This window comes from Nitratireductor sp. ZSWI3 (assembly GCF_024655565.1).
Classification (GTDB): Bacteria; Pseudomonadota; Alphaproteobacteria; order Rhizobiales; family Rhizobiaceae; genus Nitratireductor.
On sequence record NZ_JANKOF010000042.1, the window covers coordinates 1 to 25,251 of the forward strand.

Annotated in this window: 23 protein-coding genes; 5 read left to right on the forward strand and 18 right to left on the reverse strand. The window is 65.6% G+C overall.

Annotation, left to right across the window (positions count from 1 at the left end):
* Positions 1-57: 57 nt before the first annotated feature.
* The 4 genes from NUU27_RS13980 to NUU27_RS13995 form a co-directional block, all read right to left on the reverse strand.
* Entirely contained in the window at positions 58-534 is a 477-nt protein-coding gene (locus NUU27_RS13980; RefSeq protein ID WP_257762730.1) for a peptidylprolyl isomerase, read from the reverse strand.
* 18 nt (positions 535-552) lie between these two features.
* The gene (locus tag NUU27_RS13985; RefSeq protein ID WP_257762731.1) at positions 553-1,140 is read right to left on the reverse strand and encodes a peptidylprolyl isomerase; all 588 of its coding nucleotides are present in this window, start codon (positions 1,138-1,140) and stop codon (positions 553-555) included.
* A 19-nt stretch (positions 1,141-1,159) separates the two neighbouring features.
* Positions 1,160-1,660 carry a pantetheine-phosphate adenylyltransferase gene (gene coaD, locus NUU27_RS13990; protein ID WP_257762732.1) on the reverse strand — a complete coding sequence of 167 codons (501 nt, stop codon included), beginning with the start codon at positions 1,658-1,660 and terminating at the stop codon, positions 1,160-1,162.
* 119 nt (positions 1,661-1,779) lie between these two features.
* Entirely contained in the window at positions 1,780-2,397 is a 618-nt protein-coding gene (locus tag NUU27_RS13995) for a LysE family translocator (protein WP_257762733.1), read from the reverse strand.
* Between the two features lie 220 nt (positions 2,398-2,617).
* On the opposite strand from NUU27_RS13995, the gene NUU27_RS14000 reads away from it, so the two are divergent.
* Complete coding sequence (locus NUU27_RS14000) at positions 2,618-2,752, forward strand: hypothetical protein (RefSeq protein WP_257762734.1); 135 nt, start codon at positions 2,618-2,620, stop codon at positions 2,750-2,752.
* Positions 2,753-2,780: 28 nt separating this feature from the next.
* On the opposite strand, the gene gyrA is transcribed toward NUU27_RS14000, so the two are convergent.
* Positions 2,781-5,588, reverse strand: coding sequence for a DNA gyrase subunit A (gyrA, locus tag NUU27_RS14005; protein ID WP_257762735.1), 2,808 nt, complete (start codon positions 5,586-5,588; stop codon positions 2,781-2,783).
* A gap of 231 nt (positions 5,589-5,819) precedes the next feature.
* Between gyrA and NUU27_RS14010 the strand changes: the two genes are divergently transcribed.
* Together NUU27_RS14010 and lexA are read left to right on the forward strand one after the other, a co-directional pair.
* Positions 5,820-6,452, forward strand: coding sequence for a MarC family protein (locus NUU27_RS14010; RefSeq protein ID WP_257762736.1), 633 nt, complete (start codon positions 5,820-5,822; stop codon positions 6,450-6,452).
* Between the two features lie 90 nt (positions 6,453-6,542).
* Complete coding sequence (gene lexA / locus NUU27_RS14015) at positions 6,543-7,253, forward strand: transcriptional repressor LexA (protein WP_257762737.1); 711 nt, start codon at positions 6,543-6,545, stop codon at positions 7,251-7,253.
* Here the strand turns inward: lexA and NUU27_RS14020 are convergent.
* A complete protein-coding gene (locus NUU27_RS14020; protein WP_257762738.1) occupies positions 7,247-9,676 on the reverse strand; it encodes a ComEC/Rec2 family competence protein in 2,430 nt (809 codons plus the stop codon). The two genes, lexA and NUU27_RS14020, sit on opposite strands and share 7 nt — an antisense overlap.
* A 140-nt stretch (positions 9,677-9,816) precedes the next feature.
* On the opposite strand from NUU27_RS14020, the gene gltX reads away from it, so the two are divergent.
* A complete protein-coding gene (gltX, locus tag NUU27_RS14025; protein WP_257762739.1) occupies positions 9,817-11,238 on the forward strand; it encodes a glutamate--tRNA ligase in 1,422 nt (473 codons plus the stop codon).
* A gap of 200 nt (positions 11,239-11,438) precedes the next feature.
* On the forward strand, positions 11,439-12,734 hold the full coding sequence (gltA, locus tag NUU27_RS14030) for a citrate synthase (RefSeq protein ID WP_257762740.1): 1,296 nt from the start codon (positions 11,439-11,441) through the stop codon (positions 12,732-12,734).
* Between the two features lie 101 nt (positions 12,735-12,835).
* On the opposite strand, the gene lpxB is transcribed toward gltA, so the two are convergent.
* The 12 genes from lpxB to tsf form a co-directional block, all read right to left on the reverse strand.
* Positions 12,836-14,011 (reverse strand): lipid-A-disaccharide synthase, encoded by a 1,176-nt coding sequence (gene lpxB, locus NUU27_RS14035; RefSeq protein WP_257762741.1) that lies wholly within the window; start codon positions 14,009-14,011, stop codon positions 12,836-12,838.
* Positions 14,008-14,898 (reverse strand): LpxI family protein, encoded by an 891-nt coding sequence (locus NUU27_RS14040; protein WP_374566871.1) that lies wholly within the window; start codon positions 14,896-14,898, stop codon positions 14,008-14,010. The genes lpxB and NUU27_RS14040 overlap by 4 nt, the downstream gene beginning before the upstream one ends.
* Positions 14,879-15,712 (reverse strand): acyl-ACP--UDP-N-acetylglucosamine O-acyltransferase, encoded by an 834-nt coding sequence (gene lpxA, locus NUU27_RS14045; protein WP_257762743.1) that lies wholly within the window; start codon positions 15,710-15,712, stop codon positions 14,879-14,881. Before lpxA ends, NUU27_RS14040 begins: the two co-directional genes overlap by 20 nt.
* 11 nt (positions 15,713-15,723) lie before the next feature.
* Positions 15,724-16,194, reverse strand: coding sequence for a 3-hydroxyacyl-ACP dehydratase FabZ (fabZ, locus tag NUU27_RS14050; RefSeq protein WP_257762744.1), 471 nt, complete (start codon positions 16,192-16,194; stop codon positions 15,724-15,726).
* The gene (gene lpxD, locus NUU27_RS14055) at positions 16,191-17,249 is read right to left on the reverse strand and encodes a UDP-3-O-(3-hydroxymyristoyl)glucosamine N-acyltransferase (RefSeq protein ID WP_257762745.1); all 1,059 of its coding nucleotides are present in this window, start codon (positions 17,247-17,249) and stop codon (positions 16,191-16,193) included. The genes fabZ and lpxD overlap by 4 nt, the downstream gene beginning before the upstream one ends.
* Before the next feature lie 69 nt (positions 17,250-17,318).
* Positions 17,319-19,655 (reverse strand): outer membrane protein assembly factor BamA, encoded by a 2,337-nt coding sequence (bamA, locus tag NUU27_RS14060; RefSeq protein ID WP_257762746.1) that lies wholly within the window; start codon positions 19,653-19,655, stop codon positions 17,319-17,321.
* 215 nt (positions 19,656-19,870) lie between these two features.
* On the reverse strand, positions 19,871-21,010 hold the full coding sequence (gene rseP / locus NUU27_RS14065) for an RIP metalloprotease RseP (RefSeq protein ID WP_257762747.1): 1,140 nt from the start codon (positions 21,008-21,010) through the stop codon (positions 19,871-19,873).
* 186 nt (positions 21,011-21,196) lie between these two features.
* A complete protein-coding gene (locus tag NUU27_RS14070) occupies positions 21,197-22,054 on the reverse strand; it encodes a phosphatidate cytidylyltransferase (RefSeq protein ID WP_257762748.1) in 858 nt (285 codons plus the stop codon).
* The gene (locus tag NUU27_RS14075) at positions 22,051-22,767 is read right to left on the reverse strand and encodes an isoprenyl transferase (protein ID WP_257762763.1); all 717 of its coding nucleotides are present in this window, start codon (positions 22,765-22,767) and stop codon (positions 22,051-22,053) included. The genes NUU27_RS14070 and NUU27_RS14075 overlap by 4 nt, the downstream gene beginning before the upstream one ends.
* A 72-nt stretch (positions 22,768-22,839) precedes the next feature.
* Positions 22,840-23,400, reverse strand: a complete 561-nt coding sequence (gene frr, locus NUU27_RS14080; RefSeq protein ID WP_257762749.1) for a ribosome recycling factor — start codon at positions 23,398-23,400, stop codon at positions 22,840-22,842.
* A gap of 11 nt (positions 23,401-23,411) precedes the next feature.
* Complete coding sequence (gene pyrH / locus NUU27_RS14085) at positions 23,412-24,161, reverse strand: UMP kinase (protein WP_257762750.1); 750 nt, start codon at positions 24,159-24,161, stop codon at positions 23,412-23,414.
* 140 nt (positions 24,162-24,301) lie between these two features.
* Positions 24,302-25,225, reverse strand: coding sequence for a translation elongation factor Ts (gene tsf / locus NUU27_RS14090; protein ID WP_257762751.1), 924 nt, complete (start codon positions 25,223-25,225; stop codon positions 24,302-24,304).
* Positions 25,226-25,251: the final 26 nt, after the last annotated feature.

Genomic DNA, 25,251 nt, shown 5'->3' on the forward strand with positions numbered 1-25,251 from the left:
CTCTGGCCTGCCGGCCAGAGGGGGGTGGTGACGCACACGGAGATTAAAAGTCAGCGATCAGGCGACGTCCGCGGCGACCCGCATGGTGACGATCTTGTCGGGATCGGACACCGGCTCGCCGCGCTTGATCTGGTCGATCTTGTCCATGCCCTCGATTACCTGACCCCAGACCGAATACTGGCGGTCGAGCCAGGGCGCCTTGTCGAAACAGATGAAGAACTGCGAGTTGGCGGAATTCGGGTTCTGGGAGCGGGCCATGGAGCAGGTGCCGCGCTCATGCGCCATGTTGGAGAACTCGGCCTTCAGGTCCGGCTTGTCCGAACCGCCCATGCCGGTGCCAGTCGGATCGCCGGTCTGCGCCATGAAACCGTCAATGACGCGGTGAAAGACGATGCCGTCGTAGAAGTTCTCGCGCGCCAGTTCCTTGATGCGGTTGACGTGATCGGGCGCGACATCCGGGAAGAGCTGGATGACGACCTCACCCTTGCTCGTGTCCATGATGATGGTGTTTTCCGGATCCTTGATCTCAGCCATGAGGTGTTTCCTTTCTGTTTATTGCGCGCCGGACGCCATGCGAACGTCCAGCATCCGGTCGGGGTTCTCCACCATGCCATTGGCTGCGGCGTCCCCCTTCTTGATCTGGTCGACCAGTTCCATCCCCTTCTCCACCTCGCCGACGACCGTGTACTGGCCGTTCAGGTGTGGAGCCGGGGCGAACATGATGAAAAACTGGGAATTGGCGGAGTTCGGATCGGCCGAGCGCGCCATGCCCACCGTGCCGCGCACGAAGGACGCATCCGAAAATTCCGCCGGCAGATCCGGCTGGTCGGATTCGCCGGTGCCGACGCGCCGGGCATCGAAGCCGTCTTCCACGTCGCCATACTGCACGTCGCCCGTCTGTGCCATGAAGCCGTCGATCACACGGTGGAAGGCGACGTTCTTGTAGGCGCCCTCCTCGACCAGCGCCTTGATCTGGGCCACGTGCTTCGGTGCCAGATCCGGCCGCAGGCCGATCGTCACTTCGCCGCTCTTCAGCTTGATGATCATCGTGTCCTCCGGCTCTGCGGCGCCGGCGGCGCCAAGTCCAATCATGAGGACGCCCGCCACGACGAGGGACGAGGCAAGCTTGTGAAGCTGCATGAAAACTTCTCCTATGGTTTCAGGCGGGGAACTTTTCCTTCAGGGCCGCCAGAACGACAGTCGGCACGAACGGCCCTATGTCTCCGCCCATAGAGGCGATCTGGCGCACAAGTGTGGCGGTAATGGTGCGCACGGAAGGGCTGGCCGGCAAAAAAACCGTCTGCAGTTCCGGCGCCATGGTCTCGTTCATGCCGGCCATCTGCATCTCGTAGTCGAGATCAGTGCCGTCGCGCAGGCCACGAATCATGATCGAGGCGCCATGCGTGCGCGCCGCGTCGATGACCAGCTTGTCGAAGGCGACGACCTTGATGCGGTGGGCGTCCCCGCCGAGCTCGTCGGCCGCCGACTTCTCGATCAGCGAAACGCGCTCCTCATAGGTGAACAGCGGCTTCTTGCCGGGATGAAGGCCGATGCCCACCACGACCTTGTCGGCCACCGTCAGCGCTCCCTTCAGCACGTCGAGATGACCGTTCGTCAGGGGGTCGAAGGAACCGGCGTAAAAAGCTGTTCGCTCATTCATGGCGTGCTTCTATCCATGTTGAAGGGGGAAGGCAATTCGCCGGAACGATCTGGAGCGGGATGAGGAAAATTGTGAAGCGGTTTTCCGCCCGCATCCCGCTCTACCTTGTTGAACGTGATCTAGCGCCGGGCAAGCGCCAGCCACAGCCCGCCGCCGATCAGGAAGGTGCCGGAGATGCGCTCGGTCAGGCGGATGCGGTTGCGCGACAGGCGGGCGCCCGCCCCGCCGGCAAGCACGGCGTAAAACCCGTCGCCGAGCGCTGCGACCGCCGTGAAGACGAGGCCGAGCAGGGCCGTCTGCAAGGCCGGATTGCCGAGCGTGGGGTCGATGAACTGCGGAATGAAGGCGCCGAAGAAAAGAAGCGCTTTGGGATTCGACCAGACGACGATCAAACCCTGCAGGACGAAGGAGCCGCCCGGCCGCACCACACGCTCCTGCGCGGCGAGATGACCGTCGGAGCGCCAGAGCTTGATGCCCAGCCAGATGAGATAGGCGGCGCCGAGCAGGCGCAAGATCTCGAACAGGCTGCCCATCACATTGACGACCGCCGACAGGCCGAGCGTCAGCACCAGCATCATGAGGAGCAGGCCGATCTGCGTGCCCAACACGTTCAGGAGCCCGGCGCGCATGCCGTGCTTCATTGAATTGGCGATGATCACCGTCACCGTCGGTCCGGGAACGAGGACGATCAGGAAACAGGCTGCCACATAGGACAGGAAAAACGCTGCGTCGTGCATGGGTCCGGTTGGTCTCCCTGGCTGTGACGGGGGTTGGCGCGGCAGCATATCAAGCCCACGAAACCGCCCCGCACGCAAGCCCTCCGCGCGATGAACGCCAGATGAACGGCGCGTTCAAGGTCGGTTTGAACCCGAACTGCTATTCAGGACACACATGGTAGGAACAGGGCGTGAAACAAAATGGCGCCCTTTGTCGTTGGTATGTCAAAGGAGACAAGCCATGCTGATCTTTACGCTCGCGGCTGCAATGACCCTGGCCATGCTGATCGCCACGGCGGTCGGCCTTTACGAAGAGGCCAACCGCGTGAAGCTGGAAAACCGCGTTCGGCCTCCCTTTCAAGCCCGCCGGCGCTGACCGCGCCGGTCGCCCTTCGGGCAATCGGTTACGCGCCGCCCTCGCCGCCATTGTCAGGCGCCTCGGCGGACGGAGAGGCTGAAGAAATCCCCTCGACGGCCTCTGCCTGCTCGTCGCCGGCCTCTTCGGTCTGGCTCTCGGAGATGCGCTCGACCGAAACCACCTTCTCGTCCTTGGCGGTGTTGAAGATGGTCACGCCCTTGGTGGCGCGGCTGGCGATGCGAATGCCGCCCACCGGCACGCGAATGACCTGGCCGGCATTGGAAACCAGCATGATCTGGTCTTCCTGCTCGACGGGGAAAGCAGCGACCAGCGGGCCGATCTCGTCGGTCTTTGAGACATCGGTTGCGCGGATGCCCTTGCCGCCACGCCCGGTGACCCGGAAATCGTAGCTCGACGAGCGCTTGCCGTAGCCGAATTCGCTGACCGTGAGCACCATCTGCTCGCGGGCCTTCAATTCCTCAAAGCGTTCCTGCGAAAGGCTGGTCTCCTCGCCCACATCCTCGTTGGTGAGGGCGATCTCCTCCTCCTCGCCGGTGGCCAGCCGCCGCTCCGCCGCCGCCTGCTTCAGATAGGCGGCACGCTCGGCGGGCGATGCATCCACATGGCCGAGGATCGCCATGGAGATGACGCTGTCGCCTTCCGCAAGGTTGATGCCGCGCACGCCGATCGAGTTGCGGCCGGCGAAGACGCGCACATCGCTGACGCAGAAGCGGATGCACTGGCCGGAAGCGGCCGTCAAAAGCACGTCGTCGCTTTCCGTGCAGGTGTAGACGCCGAGGATCTCGTCCGCCTCATCGTCCAGCTTCATGGCGATCTTGCCGTTGCGATTGACCTGCACGAAATCCGAAAGCTTGTTGCGGCGCACGGTGCCGCGCGTGGTGGCGAACATCACGTCGAGCCCGCCCCAGCTTTCCTCGTCCTCGGGCAGCGGCATGATCGTCGTGATCCGCTCGCCTTCCTGAAGCGGCAGCATGTTGCGCAGGAACTTGCCGACCGATTGCGGCGTGCCGACCGGCAGACGCCAGACCTTCTCCTTGTAGACGATGCCGCGCGAGGAGAAGAACAGGATCGGCGTGTGCGTGTTGGCGACGAACAGCCGGGTGACGAAATCCTCGTCCTTGGTCGACATGCCCGAACGGCCCTTGCCGCCACGCGCCTGCGCCCGGTAGATCGAAAGCGGCACCCGCTTGATGTAGCCCTTGTGGGTGACGGTGACGACCATATCCTCGCGCTGGATCAGATCCTCGTCGTCGAGATCGGCGCCGCCTTCGGTGATCTCGGTGCGGCGCGGCGTGCCGAACTCGTCGCGCACGGCAGTCAGCTCGTCCTTGACGATCTGCTGGATGCGGGCGCGCGAGGACAGGATGTCCAGGAATTCGCTGATCTCGGCGCCGATCTGGTTCAACTCGTCAGCGATCTCGTCGCGGCCGAGCGCCGTCAGGCGCTGCAGGCGCAGCTCGAGAATGGCACGCGCCTGCTCTTCCGACAGGTTGTAGGTGCCGTCTTCGTTGATGCGGTGGCGCGGATCGTCGATCAGCAGGATCAGGGCTTCCACGTCGGATGCCGGCCAGCGGCGTTCCATCAGTTGCTCGCGCGCCGACTGCGGGTCCGGCGCGTGGCGGATCAGCTTGATCACCTCGTCGATGTTGGCGACGGCGATGGCCAGGCCGACCAGCACATGGGCCCGGTCGCGCGCCTTGCGCAGCAGGTATTTGGTGCGCCGGCTGACCACCTCTTCGCGGAACGAGACGAAGGCCTTCAGGAGATCGAGCAGGTTCATCTGCTCGGGCTTGCCGCCGTTCAGCGCCACCATGTTGGCGCCGAAGGAGGTCTGCAGCGGCGTGAAGCGGTAGAGCTGGTTGAGCACCACGTCGGCCACGGCGTCGCGCTTCAGTTCGACCACCACGCGATAGCCCTGGCGATCGCTCTCGTCGCGAATGTCGGAGATGCCCTCGATGCGCTTGTCGCGCACCAGCTCGGCCATCTTCTCGATCATCGAGGCCTTGTTCACCTGAAACGGGATCTCGGTGATGATGATGGCTTCGCGATCGTTGCGCGCCGGCTCGATCGACACCTTGCCGCGCATCAGGATCGAGCCGCGGCCCGTCTCGTAGGCGCTGCGGATGCCGGAACGGCCGAGGATGATGCCGCCGGTGGGGAAATCTGGCCCGGGAATGATCTCCTGCAGCGCCGGCAGGCCGAGCGCCGGATTGTCGATCAGCGCCACGCAGCCGTCGACCACCTCGGACAGGTTGTGCGGCGGAATGTTGGTGGCCATGCCGACCGCGATGCCGCCCGAACCGTTGACCAGGAGGTTGGGATAGCGCGCCGGGAGAACCTTCGGCTCGTGGGCGGAGCCGTCATAGGTGTCCTGGAAATCGACGGTCTCCTTGTCGATGTCCTCGAGAAGCTCGTGGGCACCCTTGGTGAGGCGCGATTCCGTGTAGCGCATCGCCGCCGGCGGGTCGCCGTCGATCGAGCCGAAATTGCCCTGCCCGTCGATCAGCGGCAGGCGCATCGACCAGTCCTGCGCCATGCGCACCAAGGCGTCGTAGATCGCCGCGTCGCCATGCGGATGGTATTTACCCATCACGTCGGCGACCGGCCGGGCCGACTTCACATATTTGCGGTTCCAGTGATAGCCGCTCTCGTGGGACGCGTAGAGAATGCGCCGGTGCACCGGCTTCAGGCCGTCGCGCGCATCGGGCAGCGCACGGCTCACGATCACGCTCATGGCATAATCGAGATAGGAACGCTGCATCTCCTCGATAATGGAAATCGGCTCGATGTCGTCGGGCTCGCCCGGCCCGGGCGGCGTCGTGTGGTCAGTCAAATCGTGTCACATTCAAAATGAGGAATCATCGGCTTCTTATATAGGAGTTGAGCACGATTCTCCAATTCGCCGGCCCATTGGGGCACAGGAAATCCAACAGGTTTTCAGACGGATATGACACACGCACGAATGCCCTCCCAGGCATTTTGCCGCAGCCCGGCGACCCGCGCGGCCGCGCCGGCCATTTCCCCGCGCCGCCACATGGGCTAGAGATGGCAAGGGGAGAGCGCCATGCCCGGTTATGAAGCGATTTTCAACGCCTTCGTCACGCTGCTCGTGACGGTCGATCCGCCGGGCCTGGCGCCGCTGTTCCTGGCCCTGACGACCGGCATGAACCGCGCCGAGCGCAACCAGGTCGGCGTGCGCGCCGCGATCATCGGCTTTGGGGTCCTGGCGCTGTTCGGCGTCGCCGGCAGCGCCATCCTGTCGGTCTTCGGCATCACCCTGCCCGCCTTCCGCGTCGCCGGCGGCCTGCTCTTGTTCTTCATCGCCTTCGAGATGATCTTCGAGCGGCGCCAGGAGCGCCACGAGCGAAGCGCCGAACGCGCCATCACGCGCGACATGATCCACAACATCGCCGCCTTCCCCCTCGCCATCCCGCTCATCGCCGGGCCGGGCGCCATCTCCGCCACGGTCCTTCTTTCCGGATCGTTCCGCTCGCCGGCCGGAATCGCAGCGCTGCTCGCCATCCTGCTTGCCACGATCCTCATCACCTACGCGGTCTTCGTGCTGGCCGAACGGGTCGACCGCTTCCTTGGCGAGACGGGCCGGTCGATCCTCACGCGATTGCTCGGCGTCATCCTCGCCGCGCTAGCCGTCCAGTTCGTCGCCGACGGCGCCAAGGCGCTGTTCGCCGCGCCCTGATCGCCTCGGAGAATGCGGGAGTTGCGGAACACAACTGGAACATATAGAGTATGTTCTGGTTTTGTTTTTAACTGATTCTCGGTGACGCCCATGCTGACGCGCAAGCAGCACGAACTCCTTCTGTTCATCCATGAACGGCTGAAGGAGACCGGCATACCGCCTTCCTTCGACGAGATGAAGGAAGCGCTGGATCTCGCGTCCAAATCGGGCATCCACCGGCTGATCACGGCGCTCGAGGAGCGCGGCTTCATCCGCCGCCTGCCGAACCGGGCGCGGGCGCTGGAGGTGCTCCGCCTGCCCGATTCGATCGCGCCTGGGCTCAACGCGGCCCGCAAATTCTCGCCGAGCGTCATCGAGGGCAGCCTCGGACGAACCCCGCCGGCGGCAAAGCCGGTCGCCAGCAATGACGACCTGTCGGGCGTCGTCTCCGTGCCGGTCATGGGCCGCATCGCCGCGGGTGTGCCGATCGACGCCATCCAGCACCAGACTCACACCATCGCCGTACCGCCGGACATGCTGTCGGGCGGCGAGCACTATGCGCTGGAGGTCAGGGGCGATTCGATGGTCGAAGCCGGCATCTTCGACGGCGACACGGTCATCATCCGCGAGACGCAGACCGCCAACCCGGGCGAGATCGTCGTGGCGCTGGTCGACGGCGAAGAGGCGACGCTGAAGCGTTTCCGCCGCAAGGGCGCATCGATCGCTCTGGAAGCGGCCAATCCCGCCTATGAGACGCGCATATTCGGGCCGGACCGGGTCAAGGTCCAGGGCCGCCTCGTCGGCCTGATGCGCCGCTACTGATTCTTCCGACGTCGAGCGGGGGTGTCGCCGGCCGATGCCTGTCGATCGCCGGTCCGTTGCGGGTTGGGCGCGAGCCCGCGTGCGGCACGCGAGAAATGGCGCTGTGCGTGCCAGGGCCGGAACGGCTCGCCGATGGCGAAGTCAACGGAAACGACGCGCCGCTGCCCCCTGCCCACCTCGCCGAATTCGATCGCCGCACTGCCTCGCCGGGCAAGGGCCCGTCCCGTGATCACGGTCGCGCTCCCCTTGCCGCAGGGATCGTCGAGCGTGGCGTCTTCGATGACCAGAAGATCGGCAAGCCGGCACAACGCCTCCAGTTGCGACAGCGGGGTCGCGCTCTTCTGCGGCGCTGCGACATGGGCGATGATGGCCCCCGTCGCGTGCCGGGCGAGGCAGATGCCGGACCCGCAGGCGAAGCCCGCGCCATCCGGCGGGGCTGTGGGTTCCGTCCTGGCCAGCACGGGCCGGAGCATCTCCCCCGCCTGCATCATGCGCAGCCAGTTTTCGGACGTGAAACCGTTGGGGCGAGCGCGGTTGACCGCGAGAGCACCGTCCGCCGTGCCGAGCGCGACCAGTCGCGCATCCTCCGAAACCAGCGCGTCGGGCAGATCGCGGCCGAGAAGCAGCACCCCGCCGGCCGCGATCAACGGCACCGCAAGCAGCCTCAATCTGGTGGTCGCCATGGTGAGGAGAACCAAGGCCGCCGTCAGCGTCAGCGTGGCTGACAGCGGCACCATGCCCGTCGCGTCGAAGGGCGTGTGATCGGAAAACCAGGTGGCGACGTCGATGACGGCGGATATGCCCCAGCCCATGGCGGCCAGCGGCGCGCCGTCGAGGTTGAAGGGCATGGCGAAGACCGCCGCCACGGCCGACGGCATCACGACCAGGGAGACGAGCGGCATCGCCGCCAGATTGGCGCCGAGCGCCAGCGGCGAAGCGCGCTGGAAATGCCAGGTTCCATAGAGCGCGGTGGCGGTTCCGGCAATGAGCGAGGTCAGCACCAGCCCGCCGAGATAAAGAAGGGCGGTCCGCACGGCTTTCCTCAAAAAGCTCCGGTCGGGCGGTGGCGCGCGTCTGGCGAGCCGTCTCTCCCGGCGGTCGTTCCAGGCGGCGTAGCCGGCGATCAGGGCGGCGGTGGCGGCAAATGACATCTGGAACCCCGGCCCCACCACCTCGTGCGGTGAAACGGCCACCACGACCAGCGCCGCCAGCGCCAGATTGCGCATGGTAAGCGCGGCGCGGTCGAAAAGCAGGGCCGCGAGCATGATCGCCAGCATGATGAAGCTGCGCTGCGCGGCGACGGCCGCCCCGGAAACGAACAGATAGAGAGCGCAGACCAGCAGCGCCGAGCCGGCCGCATATTTCTTCACCGGATGCCTGGAGGAAAAGCCGGGAAACAGCGCGAAGGAGGAACGCATGGCGGCCATCACCGTGAAGGCGACCAGCGCCATGTGCAGGCCGGAGATCGCCAGCACATGCGCAAGGCCCGCCCGCCGCAGCGCTTCTTCCACCGGTTTGGGTATGCCGGCGCGCAGGCCCGTGATGAGCGCCGCGGCGACCTCGCCTTCCGGTCCGCTGATCCGGTCGCGCAGGCGTGCGGCAAAGGCCTCGCGCAGGCGCTGCAGCCGTCCTGAGAGCCGTTCGGACAGCGTCGCGGCCGCCGGCAGATTCGCCGGCTGCGGATCGCGCAGATAGAACCCGATGGCGCCGATGCCGTCGAAATAGCTTTCGAAGGAAAAGTCGTAGGCCAGCGGGCGCACCGGGCCGGAGGGCGGCATCAGCCGGGCAAGGCCCGTTACGCCGTCACCGGGCAACAGGCCGGCGGGAAGGTTGCGGGCCGTCAGCCGCACCCGGTCCGGCGGATAGCGCAGCTGCGGCCGTTCCGTCCGCGTCACATGAACGGTCAGGCGCGTGCGGCCATCGGCGCGGGGTTCAATGCTCAGCACCCGGCCGGTGACATAAGTCGTCACCTCAGAGCCGAGCATCGGCGTTCCAGCGCGCCATGCCTCGACCTTGCCGGCGGCAAGGCCGAGCAGGACGACGAGGGCCGCCGCCAGCGCCGTCCGCGCCAGCATCCGGCGGCGGGCGAGAACGACCCCGCAGGCGCAAAGCGCAAGCCCCGAGGCGATTGCATAACCGGGCGGCTCGGCGGGCAGGATGAAGTAGACCAGCGCCCCGGCGCAAAGCAGGACAGGCAGCCACAGAAACGCGGTGCCGCGCCCCTCTTCCGCCGCCATTGCCGCCGACAGCGCCTGAACACCGGTCTTGCGCCATCCGAGGGATCCGGCCAGCAGGCGCGATCTCGGCCCCGCCCCGATCGGCTGGCTTTCGCGGGGCGCGAGGACGGGCGGACGCACCGGCCGCTCGTCCAGGCCGAACAGCGCGCGCTCGTCACGTTCCTTGGTTGCCGCTTCGCTCCCCAAGCTCGCCCCCCAGTGGCGCGGTCTCCCCGCCGGATGCTTGCACCCCGATTGTTCTATGCTACATGACAGCCGACCGATTGCCACCCGCGGTTTCGCGCCCCATCGGGCGAGCGGCTGCACAAGATTCCTGGAACCGATCCATGACCAAACCCGTCGTCACGCGCTTTGCGCCCTCGCCCACTGGCTATCTGCACATCGGCGGCGCGCGCACCGCCCTGTTCAACTGGCTCTATGCCCGCCACACCGGCGGCAAGATGCTGTTGCGCATCGAGGACACGGATCGCCAGCGTTCCACCGATGCGGCAACCGCGGCCATTCTCGACGGGCTTGCCTGGCTCGGCCTCGAGAGCGACGGCGAGCCGGTGTCCCAGTTTGCCCGCGCCGAGCGTCACCGCGCCGTCGCCGAGGAGCTGGTGGTCAAGGGCGAGGCCTATTATTGCTACGCCTCGCAGGAGGAGCTCGAAGCAATGCGCGAGAAGGCGCGCGCCGAGGGGCGGCCGCCACGCTATGACGGCACCTGGCGCGACCGCGATCCATCCGAGGCGCCGGCCGGCGTGAAGCCGGTCATCCGCATCAAGGCGCCGCAGGACGGGGAGACCGTCGTCGAGGACCGCGTCCAGGGCACGGTGCGCTTTCCCAACAAGGATCTCGACGACTTCATCATCCTGCGTTCCGACGGCTCGCCGACCTACATGCATGCGGTCGTGGTCGACGATCACGACATGGGCATCACGCACATCATACGCGGCGACGACCACCTCACCAATGCGGCGCGCCAGACCATCATCTACCGGGCGATGGGATGGGACGTGCCGGTGATGGCCCATATTCCGCTGATCCACGGAGCGGACGGCGCCAAGCTGTCGAAGCGTCATGGCGCGCTCGGCGTCGAGGCCTACCGCGCCATGGGCTACCTTCCCTCGGCGCTGCGCAACTATCTCGCCCGCCTCGGCTGGAGCCATGGCGACGACGAGATCATGTCCGACGAGAACATGATTCGCTGGTTCGACATCGATGACGTCAACAAGGGCGCGGCGCGCTTCGACTTCCAGAAACTCGAGGCGCTCAACGGCGTCCACATGCGCCAGATGGAGGATGGGCGGCTGTTCGACGTGCTGCTCGACACGCTGCCCCATCTGGAGGGCGGGCCGGCTGTCGTCGAAAAACTAGACGAAAGGCGCAAAGGCCAGCTTCTGGCGGCCCTTCCGGGCCTCAAGGAACGTGCAAAAACACTCGTCGAACTCATTGATAGCGCAAAGTTTCTCTTTTCCGAGCGCCCTCTGGTTCCGGACGAGAAGGCGGCAGAGCTGCTGGACGGGACTGCGCGCCAACTGCTTGCGGAAATCCTCCCCGTATTGCAGAATGTCGGCGATTGGACCCTTGCGAACATCGAAGAGGCTGTCCGCATTTTTGCGGAACAGACGGACCGCAAGCTTGGCAAAGTCGCCCAACCGCTCAGGGCAGCGCTCACCGGGCGCACCACATCGCCGGGCATCTTCGATGTTCTTTCCGTACTTGGACGCGAGGAAAGTTTGGCGCGCATCCGCGATCAGGCTGCCTAGCGTCCGTCGTCCCCGAAAGGATCCCGCCCGGGCGGGATCGGTCCACAGGTGTCGGCATGTTGTTGCACCGCAGTATTGCATGCTGCAAGTGCTTGGCACCAAAGGGCAAATGCGTTAGCAAAGTGCGCGTGCGACGCCCTGCGATATCTTGTGGCGACAGAACACCGGCGCCAGGTTCTTTAAAGTGAGAGGTGATTGCGATGACCAAGCCAACTGCGAAACTGGAAATCGGCGGCCAGGATCAAAACCACGAATTCGAGATCCTGAAGGGCAGTGTCGGCCCGGATGTCATCAACATCGCGTCGCTCTACAAAGACACGGGAATGTTCACCTACGATCCGGGCTTCACCTCGACGGCGAGCTGTGAATCGAAGATCACCTACATCGACGGCGACGAGGGCATCCTGCTCCATCGCGGCTATCCGATCGAGCAGCTCGCCGAGCATGGCGATTTCCTCGAGACCTGCTACCTGCTGCTTTACGGCGAACTGCCCACCAAGGCGCAGAAGGAGGATTTCGACTACCGCGTGACGCACCACACCATGGTGCATGAGCAGATGACGCGCTTCTTCACCGGCTTCCGCCGCGATGCGCATCCGATGGCCGTGATGTGCGGCGTCGTCGGCGCCATGTCGGCCTTCTATCACGACTCCACCGATATCTCCGACCCGCACCAGCGCATGGTCGCCAGCCTGCGCATGATCGCCAAGATGCCGACCATCGCGGCCATGGCCTTCAAGTACCACATCGGCCAGCCCTTCGTTTATCCGCGCAACGAGCTCGGCTATGCGGCGAACTTCCTGCACATGTGCTTTGCCGTGCCGTGCGAGGAGTACAAGGTGAACCCGGTCCTGGCGCGCGCCATGGAGCGCATCTTCATCCTGCACGCCGACCACGAGCAGAACGCCTCCACCTCCACCGTCCGCCTCGCCGGCTCCTCGGGCGCCAATCCGTTCGCCTGCATTGCCGCGGGCATCGCCTGCCTGTGGGGTCCCGCCCATGGCGGCGCCAACGAGGCGGCGCTGAACATGCTCGACGAGATCGGCACCGTCGACCGCATTCCAGAGTTCATCGATCGCGCCAAGGACAAGGACGATCCGTTCCGCCTGATGGGCTTCGGCCACCGGGTCTACAAGAACTACGACCCGCGCGCCAAGATCATGCAGAAGACCTGCCACGAGGTGCTCGGCGAGCTCGGCATCAAGGACGATCCGCAGCTCGACATCGCCATCGAGCTGGAGCGCATCGCGCTCACCGACGAGTACTTCATCGAGAAGAAGCTTTATCCCAACATCGATTTTTACTCCGGCATCACGCTGAAGGCGCTCGGCTTCCCGACCACCATGTTCACGGTGCTGTTCGCGCTTGCCCGCACCGTCGGCTGGATCGCCCAGTGGAAGGAGATGATCGAGGATCCGAAGCAGAAGATCGGCCGGCCGCGCCAGCTCTACACGGGCGCCGACCAGCGCGACTACGTGCCGATCGCCAAGCGCTGAGACGCGTGTTCGGTCCTCACCGGATCGCAAACCGAGCAAACCCCGGAGACCGAAAGGCCTCCGGGGTTTTTCTTTCCGCGCGTTGCAGAGAGCGAATGCCTTCAGCCGGCGCCGCCGGAGATGTGACGCAGCACGGCGCCGGCAGCGATCTCGCCGGCCGGACGCGGCGTGGTCAGCGCCTCGGCCACATCGGCGAAGCCGGCGAGCTGCGCGGCGCGCGCCGGCGTATCCCGCCACAGGACGGCGATCTGCCGGGCCAGGTAGCCCGGCCGGATATACTGGTTGAAATGCTCGGGCACCACCGGCCATCCGGCGATCAGATTGGGCAGGGCCGCCGACCAGACGGTGATCAGCGGAATGAGCGCCCGGGCGGCAAGGTCGGTGCGGTAGCAGATCACCGACGGCACGCGGGACAGGGCGAGTTCCAGCGACACGGTGCCGGAACAGGCAAGCGCGGCGTCGGCTTCGGCAAAGGCTCGCCATTTGCTCCCCGCATCGAGGATGATCTCGGGGCGGACGGGCCAAGTGGCGGTCGCCTCCTCGACCAGGCGTGCCACATGCGGCACCGTCGGCATCAAGATGCGGAAATCGTGGCCTGCATCGGCAAGATGCGCCGCCGTCTCGCCGAAGGCGCCGATCAGCCGTCCGACCTCGCCCCGGCGCGAACCCGGCAGCATGAGAAGCGTGCGCGCCGCCTGTTCGTCCGGCGCGCCCCGGCGCCGGTGCGCCTCGGCCGCGGCAAGGATATGCCGATCGGTGGCGAGCCGATGTCCGACGAAGGTTCCCGGAGGGCCGCCCAACCGGTCGAGCTCTGCGGGCTCGAAGGGCAGCAGGCACAGGATTTCATCCACATGCGGGCGCATGGCCTTGGCGCGCCCCGGCCGCCAGGCCCAGACGCTCGGGCACACGTAATGGATGATCGGAATGGCGGGCGCCAGCGCCCTCACCTTGGCGGCGACTCGCAGGCTGAATTCCGGGCTGTCGATGGTGACGAGGCAGTCCGGCCTGGCCTCGGCGATCGCCCGCGCCGTCTGACCGATGCGGCGAACCAGCCGCGGCAGGTCGCGAAGGATGGCCGAAACGCCCATCAGGGCGATCTCGTCGCCCTTGAACAGCGGTTCGAGGCCGAGCGCCTCCAAGTTTCGCCCGCCGACGCCGATGAGCGACACCTCCGCTCCGCTGGCCGCGCGCAGGGCGGACACGAGATCGGCGCCCAGCAGATCGCCGGATTCCTCGCCGGCGATTACGGCGAGACGGAGAGCCCTGCCTGTGGTCATGGTTTCTCCTCCAGGCCGATGATGAACAGGCCATGGGCATCGGCGCGGCGAACCGCCTCCGCATAATCGATGATCAGCGAGCGGCCGGCCTCCACGCCGATGCCGGCGAGGCCCGCCGCATGGGCGGCATCGACGGTTTCCGGGCCGATCGTCGGCAGGTCGGCCCGCACCTCCTGCTGCGGCTTGACGCATTTGACGAGCACGCCGCGTTTCTTGCCGGCGAGCCGTCCATGATCGCGCAGCGCCTGCATGCGCTCCAGAAGGCCCGCCGTGCCCTCGATCCCCTCCAGCGCCACCGCCCGGCCGCCGACGGCGATCGCCGCCTGCCCGATATCGAGCGCCCCGATCGCATGGGCAGCCTCGTGGGCAGCGGCGAGATCCGCCCGGTCGCCGGCGGTCGGCCTGGCGCGCGTCAGGACGCCGGCCGGCGCCAGGAGATCGGGGGCGATCTCATGTGCGCCAAGCACGGTGATGCCGTTCGATTCGATATAGGAGATCACGCTGCGCAGAAGGCCGTCGTCCCCCTTGGCGTAGGCGGCGACGAGCTTCGGCAGCACCTTGAACACATCGAGCCCGAAGCGCACTTTCAGGAGGGGTGGACGACGGCTGACGCCGCCCGCCAGCACCAGATGGGTGATGCCTTCCTTCTTCAGCCTCGGCAGGACGAGGCCCAGCCGCTCGGCCGGCACGGGCCAGACATCGAAGTCGCGCGGTTCCTCGCCGATCCAGTCCGCCTCACCCTCGATGGCCACCACCACGGGGCGATGACCGCTGCGCACCAGGGCGTCCACCACGTCGCGCGGCAGGCTGCCGCTGCCGGCGATGATCGCGACGCGCGCGCCCTGCGGCAGCACGCCGCCCGACCGGTCAGGACTCGTCTTCATCATCCTCGGCAGCGGCCTTGCCGCGCGCCGGGAGGGTGAAATGCCGTTTGTCGCGGCCACCGATGAAGGCGACCATGTCGGCGACAGACGCCGTTTCGGGAAAGGCCTTCGCCACGGCGGCGGCATTATCCTCCAGCGAAGCGCCTTCGGCGAACAGCATCCGGTAGGCCTTGCGCAGGGTCGTCACGTCGGAACGCGACATGCCCGAGCGCTTCAGACCGACGATGTTCAGGCCGCGCAGGCGCGCCCGGTCGCCAACCGCCATGCCGTAGGGAATGACATCGCCCACCACGGCGGCGAACCCACCAAGGAAGGCATGATGACCGACGCGGACGAACTGATGCACGGCGGCGTAACCCGACATGATCACGTGATCGCCGATGTCGGCATGGCCGCCGAGGCCGGCATAGTTGGCCATGGTGACATGGTTGCCGACGGCGCAATCATGCGCGACATGCGAATAGGCCATGAACAGCCCGTGCGCGCCAACCGTCGTCTTGCCGCGGCTCGTATCCGTGCCGGCATGCATGGTGACGCCCTCGCGGATGACGCAGCCTTCACCGATCTCGAGCGTGCTGTGGCCACCCTTGTGCTTGAAATTCTGCGGCGGCGCGCCGAGAACGGCCTGCGGGAACACCTGGCAGCCGGCTCCCAGCGTCGTGTCGCCCATGATGGAGGCGTGGCCGATCAGTTCCACATCGTCATGCAGCTTGGCGGCGGCGGAGACGTGACAGAAGGGGCCGATCCGCACCCCGGCGCCGAGGACGGCGCCCGGTTCGATCACCGCGGAAGGATGGATGATGGTCTCGCGCGCCATGATGCCTCTTGCTACTCCGCTGCTGCGACCGACATCATGGCGGAAATCGTCGCCTCGGCGACCTTGCCGCCATCGACCTTGGCCTCGCAGTCGAACTTCCAGATGCTGCCGCGCTGCTTGACCTTCTTGACGTGGATCTCCAGCCGGTCGCCCGGCACGACGGGCTTGCGGAACTTGGCTCCGTCGATGGTCATGAAATAGACGAGAGACGGGCTCTCATCGCCGGCGTTCCTGATGCAGATTGCGCCGGCGGTCTGCGCCATGGCCTCGACGATCAGCACGCCCGGCATCACCGGCTGGGTCGGGAAATGGCCGGTGAAGTGCGGCTCGTTGGCGGTCACGTTCTTGATGCCGATGGCGGACCGGTCGCCGTCGATCTCGATGATCTTGTCGACGAGCAGGAACGGATAGCGATGCGGCAAAAGGCGCATCAGGTCGAGAATATCCAGGCTGTCCAGGCTCGTCTCAGGCGTTTCGTTCATCCCCGTTCCTCTTTCTTCTTCTTCTTGCCGTCCACGAGGCCGCGCAGTGCGGCCAGTTCGCGGAAGGCCTCGCGTATCGGCTGTGCCGGCGATCCGGCCCAACGCTCGCCCGCCGGCACGTCGTTCATCACACCGCTGGAGGCAGCCAGTTGCGCGCCCGTGCCGATGTCGATGTGATCGGCAATGCCGACGCGGCCGCCGAGCATGACGAAATCGCCGAGCGTCACCGACCCGGAAAGACCGCAATGGCCGGCGATGACGCAGTTGCGGCCGATGCGGACGTTGTGCGCCACCTGCACCAGATTGTCGATCTTGGTGCCCTGGCCGATGATCGTGTCGTTCAGAGCGCCCCGGTCGACGGTGGTGTTGGCGCCGATCTCCACATCGTCCTGGATCACGACCCGGCCGATCTGCGGGATCTTCTCGAGCCCCGTGGCGCCCGGCAGATAGCCGAACCCGTCCTGACCGATCCGCACGCCGCCATGGATGATGACGCGATCGCCGACCATGGCGCACTGGATCGTCGCCCCCGGCCCCACATAGCTGTCGCGGCCGATGCGCGTGCCCGCGCCGATCACGGCGTTCGGCGCGATGATCGTGCCAGCGCCGATCATCACCCCGGCACCGATCACGGCACCGGCCTCGACGATCACCCCGTCTTCGAGCAAGGCATCGGCGGCAACCGCGGCCCGTTTGGAAATTCCGGCTTCGCCGGTCATCGACCCCGGCCGCACCGCGGTCGGAAAGAGCAGCCGCGCCACCGTGTTGAACGCCGCCTGCGGGCGGGCCGCGATGAGGGTGGCGACGCCTTCGGGAACCTGTCCGGCGATCTCGGCGGGACACAGGACGGCCGCGGCGGTGGTGCCGGCAAGCATGCCGGCATTGCGCTTTCCGTCGATGAAGATAAGCGTCCCCGCCCCGCCTTCTGACGCGGCGGCCACCGTCTCTATGACGATGTCCGCCTGCGCGGGGTCGGCGAGGGTCGCACCCGTCAGCGAAGCCACCTCGCCTGCCTTGATGCGGCGTGCGGGTACGAAAAAGTCCGGGTCCTTCATGAAAACCTTCCGTCCGGACCCAAGGGGCCCGGACCAATCAGGAGCGTGCCCGAATCCGCCTGGGGCCGATTAGAACCGAGTGGAGATGCCGAAGTTGAAGTTCTGCACCTCGTCGGAATCCTCCTTGACGACCGGCACCGCGTAGTCGACGCGCAGCGGCCCGAAAGGCGATGCCCAGATCAGGCCGGCACCGACCGAAGCGCGCCAGTTCATGTCTGTACCGATCGCACCCGCCACGTCGCTGCCATAGAGCGTTGCCGCGTCGGCGAAGACGGCACCGCGCAATCCGAAGCTCTCCGGCAGGATCGGGAACGGGAACTGGGCTTCCGCCGAAGCGTTGAAGTAGGTCTTGCCGCCCAGATGATCCTTGGTCGTCGCGTCATACGGGCCAATGCCGTTGTAGTCGAAGCCGCGGATGATGCGGTCGCTGCTCGAGAAGTGATCGAACACGCGCAGGTCGCCGTCCCAGGCCTGGATGTGACCGGCGCCGACCGAGAAGAGCCCCACGAGATCAAGCTCGTCGGACAAGGTCTTGTAATAGGTGCCGCGAGCCGTCGCCTTGATGAACTTGGCATCGCCGCCGAGACCCGCCGCTTCCAACGTCAGATTGGCATAGATGCCGTCATGCGGGTTCTTCATGTCGTCGATCGTGTTGTAGATCAACGAACCGCTGACAGACGACTTGATCCACTTGCCTTCGTCAATGGCATCACGAATCGCGGTCGCCAAGCTGACGCAGTCGTCGCTTGCATCGCAGGTATACTCTTCCTGCGTGTAGTTGTAGGCGAGCTGTGTAGACAGGGCTTCAGTGATCGGCAGGCCGAAGCGCACCGTCGCACCGGTCACGTCGCGATCGTAATCGTCGAAGCTGCGCGTGCGCTTGAAGACGTCGAAACCGGCGGCGATACGGCGCCCCAGAAAATAGGGTTCGGTGAAGGAGAACGAGTAGTCGCGCGAATCCCTGCCGCCGCCCGCTGCAAAGCGGATGAACTGGCCGCGGCCGAGGAAGTTGCGCTCCGTCACCGAGCCCTCGACAGAGAAGCCGCCGCCGCTGTCGCTCGTCTGCCCGGTCGAGTAGCCGGCGCCGATGGAGAACTCGCCGGTGGACTTTTCCACCACGTCGACCACCAGCACCACCTGATCGGGCTGCGAACCGGGAACCGTCGAGATGTTGACGGTCTGGAAGAAGTTCAGCGCCTCGAGACGGCGCTTGGCGCGCTGCACCAGCACCTGGTTGAAGGCGTCGCCCTCGCTCAAGTCGAACTCGCGGCGGATGACATAGTCGCGGGTGCGCTGGTTGCCGCGGATCTCGATGCGCTGGATATAGGCGCGCTGGCCCTCGTCGATCGAATAGACGACGTCGATCTCGCGGGTCTCGAAGTTGCGGTTGCCGCGCGGCGTCACCTGGGCGAAGGCATAGCCCATGCCGGCGACCTGCTCGGTGAGCGCGATGATCGAATCCTCGACGTCCTTGGCGCTGTAGACGCCGCCCTGGCGGGTCTTGACCTCGGACCGGAGCGTCTCGCCGTCGACGCCCGAAATGGTGCTCTCGATCTCGACATTGCCGAAGCGGTAGCGCTCGCCTTCCTCGACCACGAAGGTGACCGTGTAGGCGTTCTCCGCCTCGTCCAGCTCGGCATTCGAGGAGATGACGCGGAAATCCGCATAGCCGCGATTGTAGTAGAAACGGCGCAGCGTCTCCTCGTCGGCGCGCAGGCGATTGTCGTCGTAGATATCGTTGCGCAGCAGGAACGACATGAAGTTCGACTGCTTGGTGCTGATCACGTCCTTCAGGCGGCCGTCGCCGAAGGCGCTGTTGCCCTCGAAGTTGATCGCCTTGATCTTGGTACGGCCGCCTTCCTGAATGTCGAAAATGACATTGACGCGGCCATCCTCCAGCTCCTGGACACGGCCGGTGACGGTCGCGTCGTCGCGGCCGATGCGCCGGTAGGCCTCGCGAATCGTCTCCGCGTCGGCTTCCATCAACTGGTTCGAGAACGACTTGCGCGGCTGCAGCTGCACGGCGTCGGAGAGGTTGCGGTCCTTGATCTTCTTGTTGCCCTGGAACAGGACCTGATTGACGATCGAATATTCCTCGACCGTCACGACCAGCGCGCCACCCGACTGGGTGATCGAGACGTCAGCGAACAGACCCGTCGAGAACAGGCGCTTCACCGCATCGTTCACATCGTCGTTCGAAAAGGAACGGCCCGGACGGATGTTGATGTAATTGCGGATGGTCTCCGCATCGACGCGGCGGTTGCCGCGCACATCGATCCTGCTGACGGTTGCCGCCTCGGCGACCTGCACGGACGCGAATTCGATGGCGACTGTCCCCGTCATCACCACCCCCGCCGAAAGGGCTGCAGCCGAAACGGCGTTCATGAACCTGGAAGTTGGCTTCATTGGGTCTGAAAACCTCTATTCTCTTTATCCCCGCGGCGAGAAATCGCAAACGTCCTGCAAAGCAGCTACCGTAATAGCCAGATTTCCCCTACACGCAAGCCTTCTGGTTAATTTGCGTTTACGAACCCACCGACCGTGGCATTCGCGTCACGCCAAATTCAAAGCCATGGTAAATATCGCCTCAATTTTTACCCATTTCGCCTTTCCCGCGCCCTTCAGCAGCCGAACAGGTCATTCCAGAAAACGAATCCCATGAATGCCAGAACGGCGAAGAGACCGACCCGATAGACAGCATCCATAACCCTCTCGGACACAGGCCGGCGCATCACGCCTTCTATGGCGTAGAACACCAGATGGCCGCCATCAAGGGGGGGTATGGGCAAAAGATTGAGAACGCCGATGCCGACTGACAATAATGCAACAAGCTGGACCAGCCATTCGAAGCCGAGCTGGGCGGCCCTGCCGGCCATGTCGGCGATCTTCACGGGTCCGCCGAGCTGGCAGCGGTCCTCGCGCCCGGCAACGAAGCGTTTCAGGAACTGCCCGGTGCGGTAGATGACATAGCCGGTTTCCCTGACCGCCTCGCCCACGGCCTCCAGCGGCCCATATTCGACGAGGCGCGGCTGGCCGACCTTTTCGTCGTTGACCACGCCGATGACGCCGAGCTTCACGGTGTTGCCGAGCGCGTCCTGCTGCTCGCTCACCCGGGGCACGGCGACCAGTTCCACCTCGCGGCCGTCGCGGTTGACGACGAAGGACAATTCATCGCCCGCCCGTCCGGAAACGAGCCTCTGCACGTCGCCGAAGGTCTGCACCCTGGTGCCGTCGACGGAGACGAAACGGTCGCCGGGCTGGAACCCGGCCACGGCGGCCGGGCTGTCCGGCTGCACGTCGGCGACGGTCGGCTCCATCACGAAGCGGCCGAAGCCGGCGAACATCACGGCAAAAACGACGATCGTCAGGAGGAAATTGAAGAACGGACCGGCAAAAACCGTCGCCGCACGCTTCCAGACGGGCTGCGTGTGGAAAGCGACGCGCAGTTCCTCCGCGCTCAATTGTTCGGCGCCGTCGGTGTCGGGCTTGCTCGTCACCGACATGTCGCCGGTGAACTTGACGTAGCCGCCCAGCGGAATGGCGGAGAGCCTCCAGCGGGTGCCGTGCCGGTCGTTGAAGCCGAACAGCTCCGGCCCGAAGCCGATCGAGAAGGCCTTGACGCCGATGCCGCACCAGCGGCCGACGAGATAGTGACCCATCTCGTGCACGAACACGACCACCGTCAGCACGAACAGAAACGGGATGATGGTCCCGACAAGCAGGCTGTCCGTGCTGAAGAAGGATGTCAGAAATTCGGTCACGATCGTCTCACCTGTTCGGCTTTGCCGGACTGCGTCTTGCCTGCGCATCCGCCCGGCCACCATGCCGGATTCGGGCTGCAGGTCGGTTATAGACAAAGAGGCGCGCGGCCACCCTGCCCCGGACGAATCCACCCACGCTCACACCCTCCATGCCATCGCGGCGAATCCAAGGCAATTGGACCTCCCTCAAAAGGTGAAGAATGCGTGCGCGGGGGTCTCGAATCCGACCAGGATGGCGGCCAGGACATAGAAGGCGAGCGCGGCCGCCGTCAGCCCGTCAACACGGTCCATGACACCGCCGTGACCGGGAATGAGATGGCTGGAATCTTTCACGCCCTGGCTGCGCTTCAGCGCCGATTCGAACAGATCGCCGAGCTGAGAGATCACCGCCAGGACGAGCGCCGTGGCGGCCATGACCAGGATGCCGTGCACCGCGCTCTCATGGAACGCGAAGGCCGCCCCCGCCAGGACGGCGAAGAGCGCCCCGCCGATCGCCCCGCTCCAGGTCTTGCCGGGGGAGATGGAGGGCGCGAGCTTGGCTCCGCCGATCGCCCGGCCGGTGAAATAGGCCATGACATCGGTGGTCCAGACCACTGCGAACAGGAACAGGATGGCGGCGAGCCCGGCGCTGTCGTCGCCGCGCAGGTGGGCGAGCGCCAGGGCAGGAGCCGCCGCATAGGCAAGACCGGCGGTCGCCGTAAGGCCGTTGCCGATGACCAGGCCGTGAAGGGCGACGACGACCAGGGCGCCCAGTAGGACCGCGAGGACGAGCACCGCCGGCTTGCCGGCGATCATCAGCAGCAGGACCACCGCCAGGAAGAGAGCCGACACCGCGGCATGCGCACGCACGAGAGGCGTTCGGCGCATGGCGATCCATTCGTAGAAGATCGCCCCGGACATCGCCGCCGCCATGATGCGGAACGGCAATCCGCCAAGATAGGTAACGGTGAGCACCACCGCGCCCAGCACCAGCGACGACATGATCCGCAGTTGCAGATTGCTGCGCCCGGATTTGGGCTGCGGACCGTCGGCGGGAGCCGTCATAGCGCGGCTTCGCGCGCCGTGACACCGCCGAAGCGGCGTTCGCGCTCGGAGAAGGTGGCGATCGCAGCGGCCAGGTCGTCGCGGCTGAAATCCGGCCACAGGCAGGGCAGGAAGACGAACTCCGCATAGGCGGCCTGCCACAGCAGGAAGTTGGATAGGCGCTGCTCGCCGCTGGTGCGGATGATGAGGTCGGGATCGGGAATACCGGCCGTATCGAGATAGGCGCCGAACCGCTCGGGCGTCAGAGCATCGAGACCGGTCCTGCCGGCCTCGATGTCCTTCAGCGCGGCTCTGGCCGCGCGCAGGATCTCGTCGCGCGAGCCGTAATTGAAGGCGATCACCAGGTTCATGCCGGTGTTGCCGGCGGTGAGGTTCTCGGCCTCCTCCAGCAGCGCCTTGATGTCCGGTTGCAGATTGTCACGGTCGCCGACGATGCGAACGCGCACGCCGTTCTGGTGGAGTTCGGCAAGGTCGCGCCGGATGAACAGGCGCAGGAGCCCCATCAGGTCGTTGACCTCCGAGGGCGGACGCGACCAGTTCTCCGACGAGAAGGCGTAGACGGTGAGCCAGGAAATGCCGAGCTCGCCGGCATTGCGGACCGCCTTGCGCAGGGCCTCCACGCCGGCGCGGTGTCCGGCGCGGCGCGGCAATCCACGGGCCTCGGCCCAGCGGCCGTTGCCATCCATGATGATCGCCACATGCGCGGGCTTCATCGAACTGCCTCCCCCTGTTGCGGTCATGCGACCTCCAGAGAAGCCGTCAGATCGCGATGATTTTAGGTCGCTCTAGACCTGCATGATCTCGGCTTCTTTCTCGACGAGCAGCTTGTCGATCACGGTGATCGTCTCATCCGTCATCTTCTGCACCCGGTCGGACTGGCCGTGCAACTCGTCCTGGCTGATCTCGCCGTCCTTTTCGGCCTTTTTGAGATGCTCCATGCCGTCGCGGCGCACATGGCGCGCGGCGATGCGGGCATTCTCGGCATATTGATGGGCGATCTTGACCAGTTCCTTGCGCCGCTCCTCGTTGAGCTCGGGCAGCGGGATGCGCAGCGTCGCGCCGTCGACGATCGGGTTGAAGCCGAGATTGCTCTCGCGGATCGCCTTGTCGACCGCCTGTACCATGCCCTGGTCCCAGACGGCGACCGAGATCATGCGCGGCTCGGGAACGGAGATGGTGGCCACCTGATTGATGGGCATCGAGGCGCCATAGGCCTCCACCTGGATCGGATCGAGCAGATTGGCGGAGGCCCGCCCCGTCCGCAAAGACGCCAGATCGTGCTGGAAGGCCGTTGCCGCGCCCTCCATACGACGCTTCAGATCCTTGAAATCAATGCCTTCGGCCATGTCTGATCTCCTTACGCACCCGCACGCTGTTCTGCATCGGCATCATCGGCCACGATCGTGCAATGGCCGCCGCCTCTCAGGATGGCGTTGAAGCCGCCCTCTTCATGAATCGAAAAGACGATTATCGGAATGTGGTTCTCGCGCGCAAGGGCAATCGCCGCCGTGTCCATGATCGCCAGGTTATCGCGGATAACCTGTGCGTGGCTGACCCGGTCGAAGCGCTTGGCGCCGGGGTCGCGGCGCGGATCGGCCGTGTAGACCCCGTCCACCTGCGTTCCCTTGAAAAGAGCGTCGGCACCGATCTCGGCGGCGCGCAGCGCGGCGGCCGAATCGGTGGTGAAAAACGGATTGCCGGTGCCGCCGGCGAAGATCACCACCCGGCCGGCATTCATGTAGGCCATGGCCTGACGCTGCGAAAAACTCTCGCAGAGCTCCGGCATGGCGATGGCCGAAAGCACCACCGCGTCGACGCCGAGCTTGACCAGCGAGGTGCGCAGCGCCAGCGAGTTGATGACGGTGGCGAGCATGCCCATGTGATCGCCCGTCACGCGGTCGCCGCCCTTGGAGGCCACGGCGACACCGCGGAAAATATTGCCGCCGCCGATCACCACGCCCACTTCGACGCCGAGCTTGCGCGCCTCGGCGATGTCGGCGGCGATCCGGTCGACCACCGAGACGTCGATCCCGAACCCCTGCTCGCCCATGAGGGCCTCGCCTGATGCCTTCAACACAACGCGCCGGAAGCGTGGGGTCTCGCTCATTTCAAAGTCTCCAATATGCGCATTTGCGTTACACGAAGGGCGCCGCGTTGTCACGCGACGCCCCTCATTATCAACGGCGATACCGGCGGTGCGATCCTGGCAGATGGCAGCCATCTGCTCGGATCAGACCACGGGACCGTCTATTTCTTGACCGCGGCGGCCACTTCGGCGGCAAAATCCGACTCTTCGCGCTCCACGCCCTCGCCGAGGGCAAGGCGTACGAAGCCGGTGATCTTCGCCGGAGCGCCGATCTCCTTCTCAGCCTCGGCCAGCGCCTTCTCGACCGTCAGGTCGGGATTGATGACGAAGGCCTGCTTCAGGAGGACGACCTCCTCGAAGAACTTGCGCATGCGGCCCTCGACCATCTTCTCGATGATGTTCTCCGGCTTGCCGGACTGGCGCGCCTGGTCCGAGAAGATGTCCTTCTCGCGGGCGACTGCGGCCGGGTCGACCTCGGCCTCGGTCAGCGCCAGCGGGTTGGTGGCGGCCACGTGCATGGCGACCTGGCGGCCGAAGGCGCGCGCGGCATCGGCATTGCCCGTCGTCTCGACGGCCACCAGCACGCCAAGCTTGCCGAGACCGTCGGTCACGGCGTTGTGCACATAGGTGGCGACCGCGCCATTGGCGACGGAAAGCTTGGCCGAACGGCGCAGCGTCATGTTCTCGCCGATCGTGCCGATGGCGTCCTTGATCGTGTCGGCGACGGACTTGCCGCTCGACGGATAGGTCGCGGCCGCAACGGCGTCCAGCGTGCCGTCGGTGCCGAGCGCCACGGAAGCGATGTTGCTCACCAGCTCCTGGAAGGCATCGTTGCGCGCAACGAAGTCGGTCTCGGAGTTGACCTCGACCAGAACCGCGCTATCGGTGCCCGCCGCGACGCCGATCAGGCCCTCGGCCGCCGTGCGGCCGGCCTTCTTGTCGGCCTTCGCAATGCCCTTCTTGCGCAGCCAGTCAATGGCTGCTTCCATGTCGCCATTGGTTTCGGTCAGGGCTGCCTTGCAGTCCATCATGCCCGCGCCGCTCTTCTCGCGCAGTTCCTTCACCTGTGCTGCTGAAATGCTCATCGTCGCCTCTTCATCATTCATCTAAA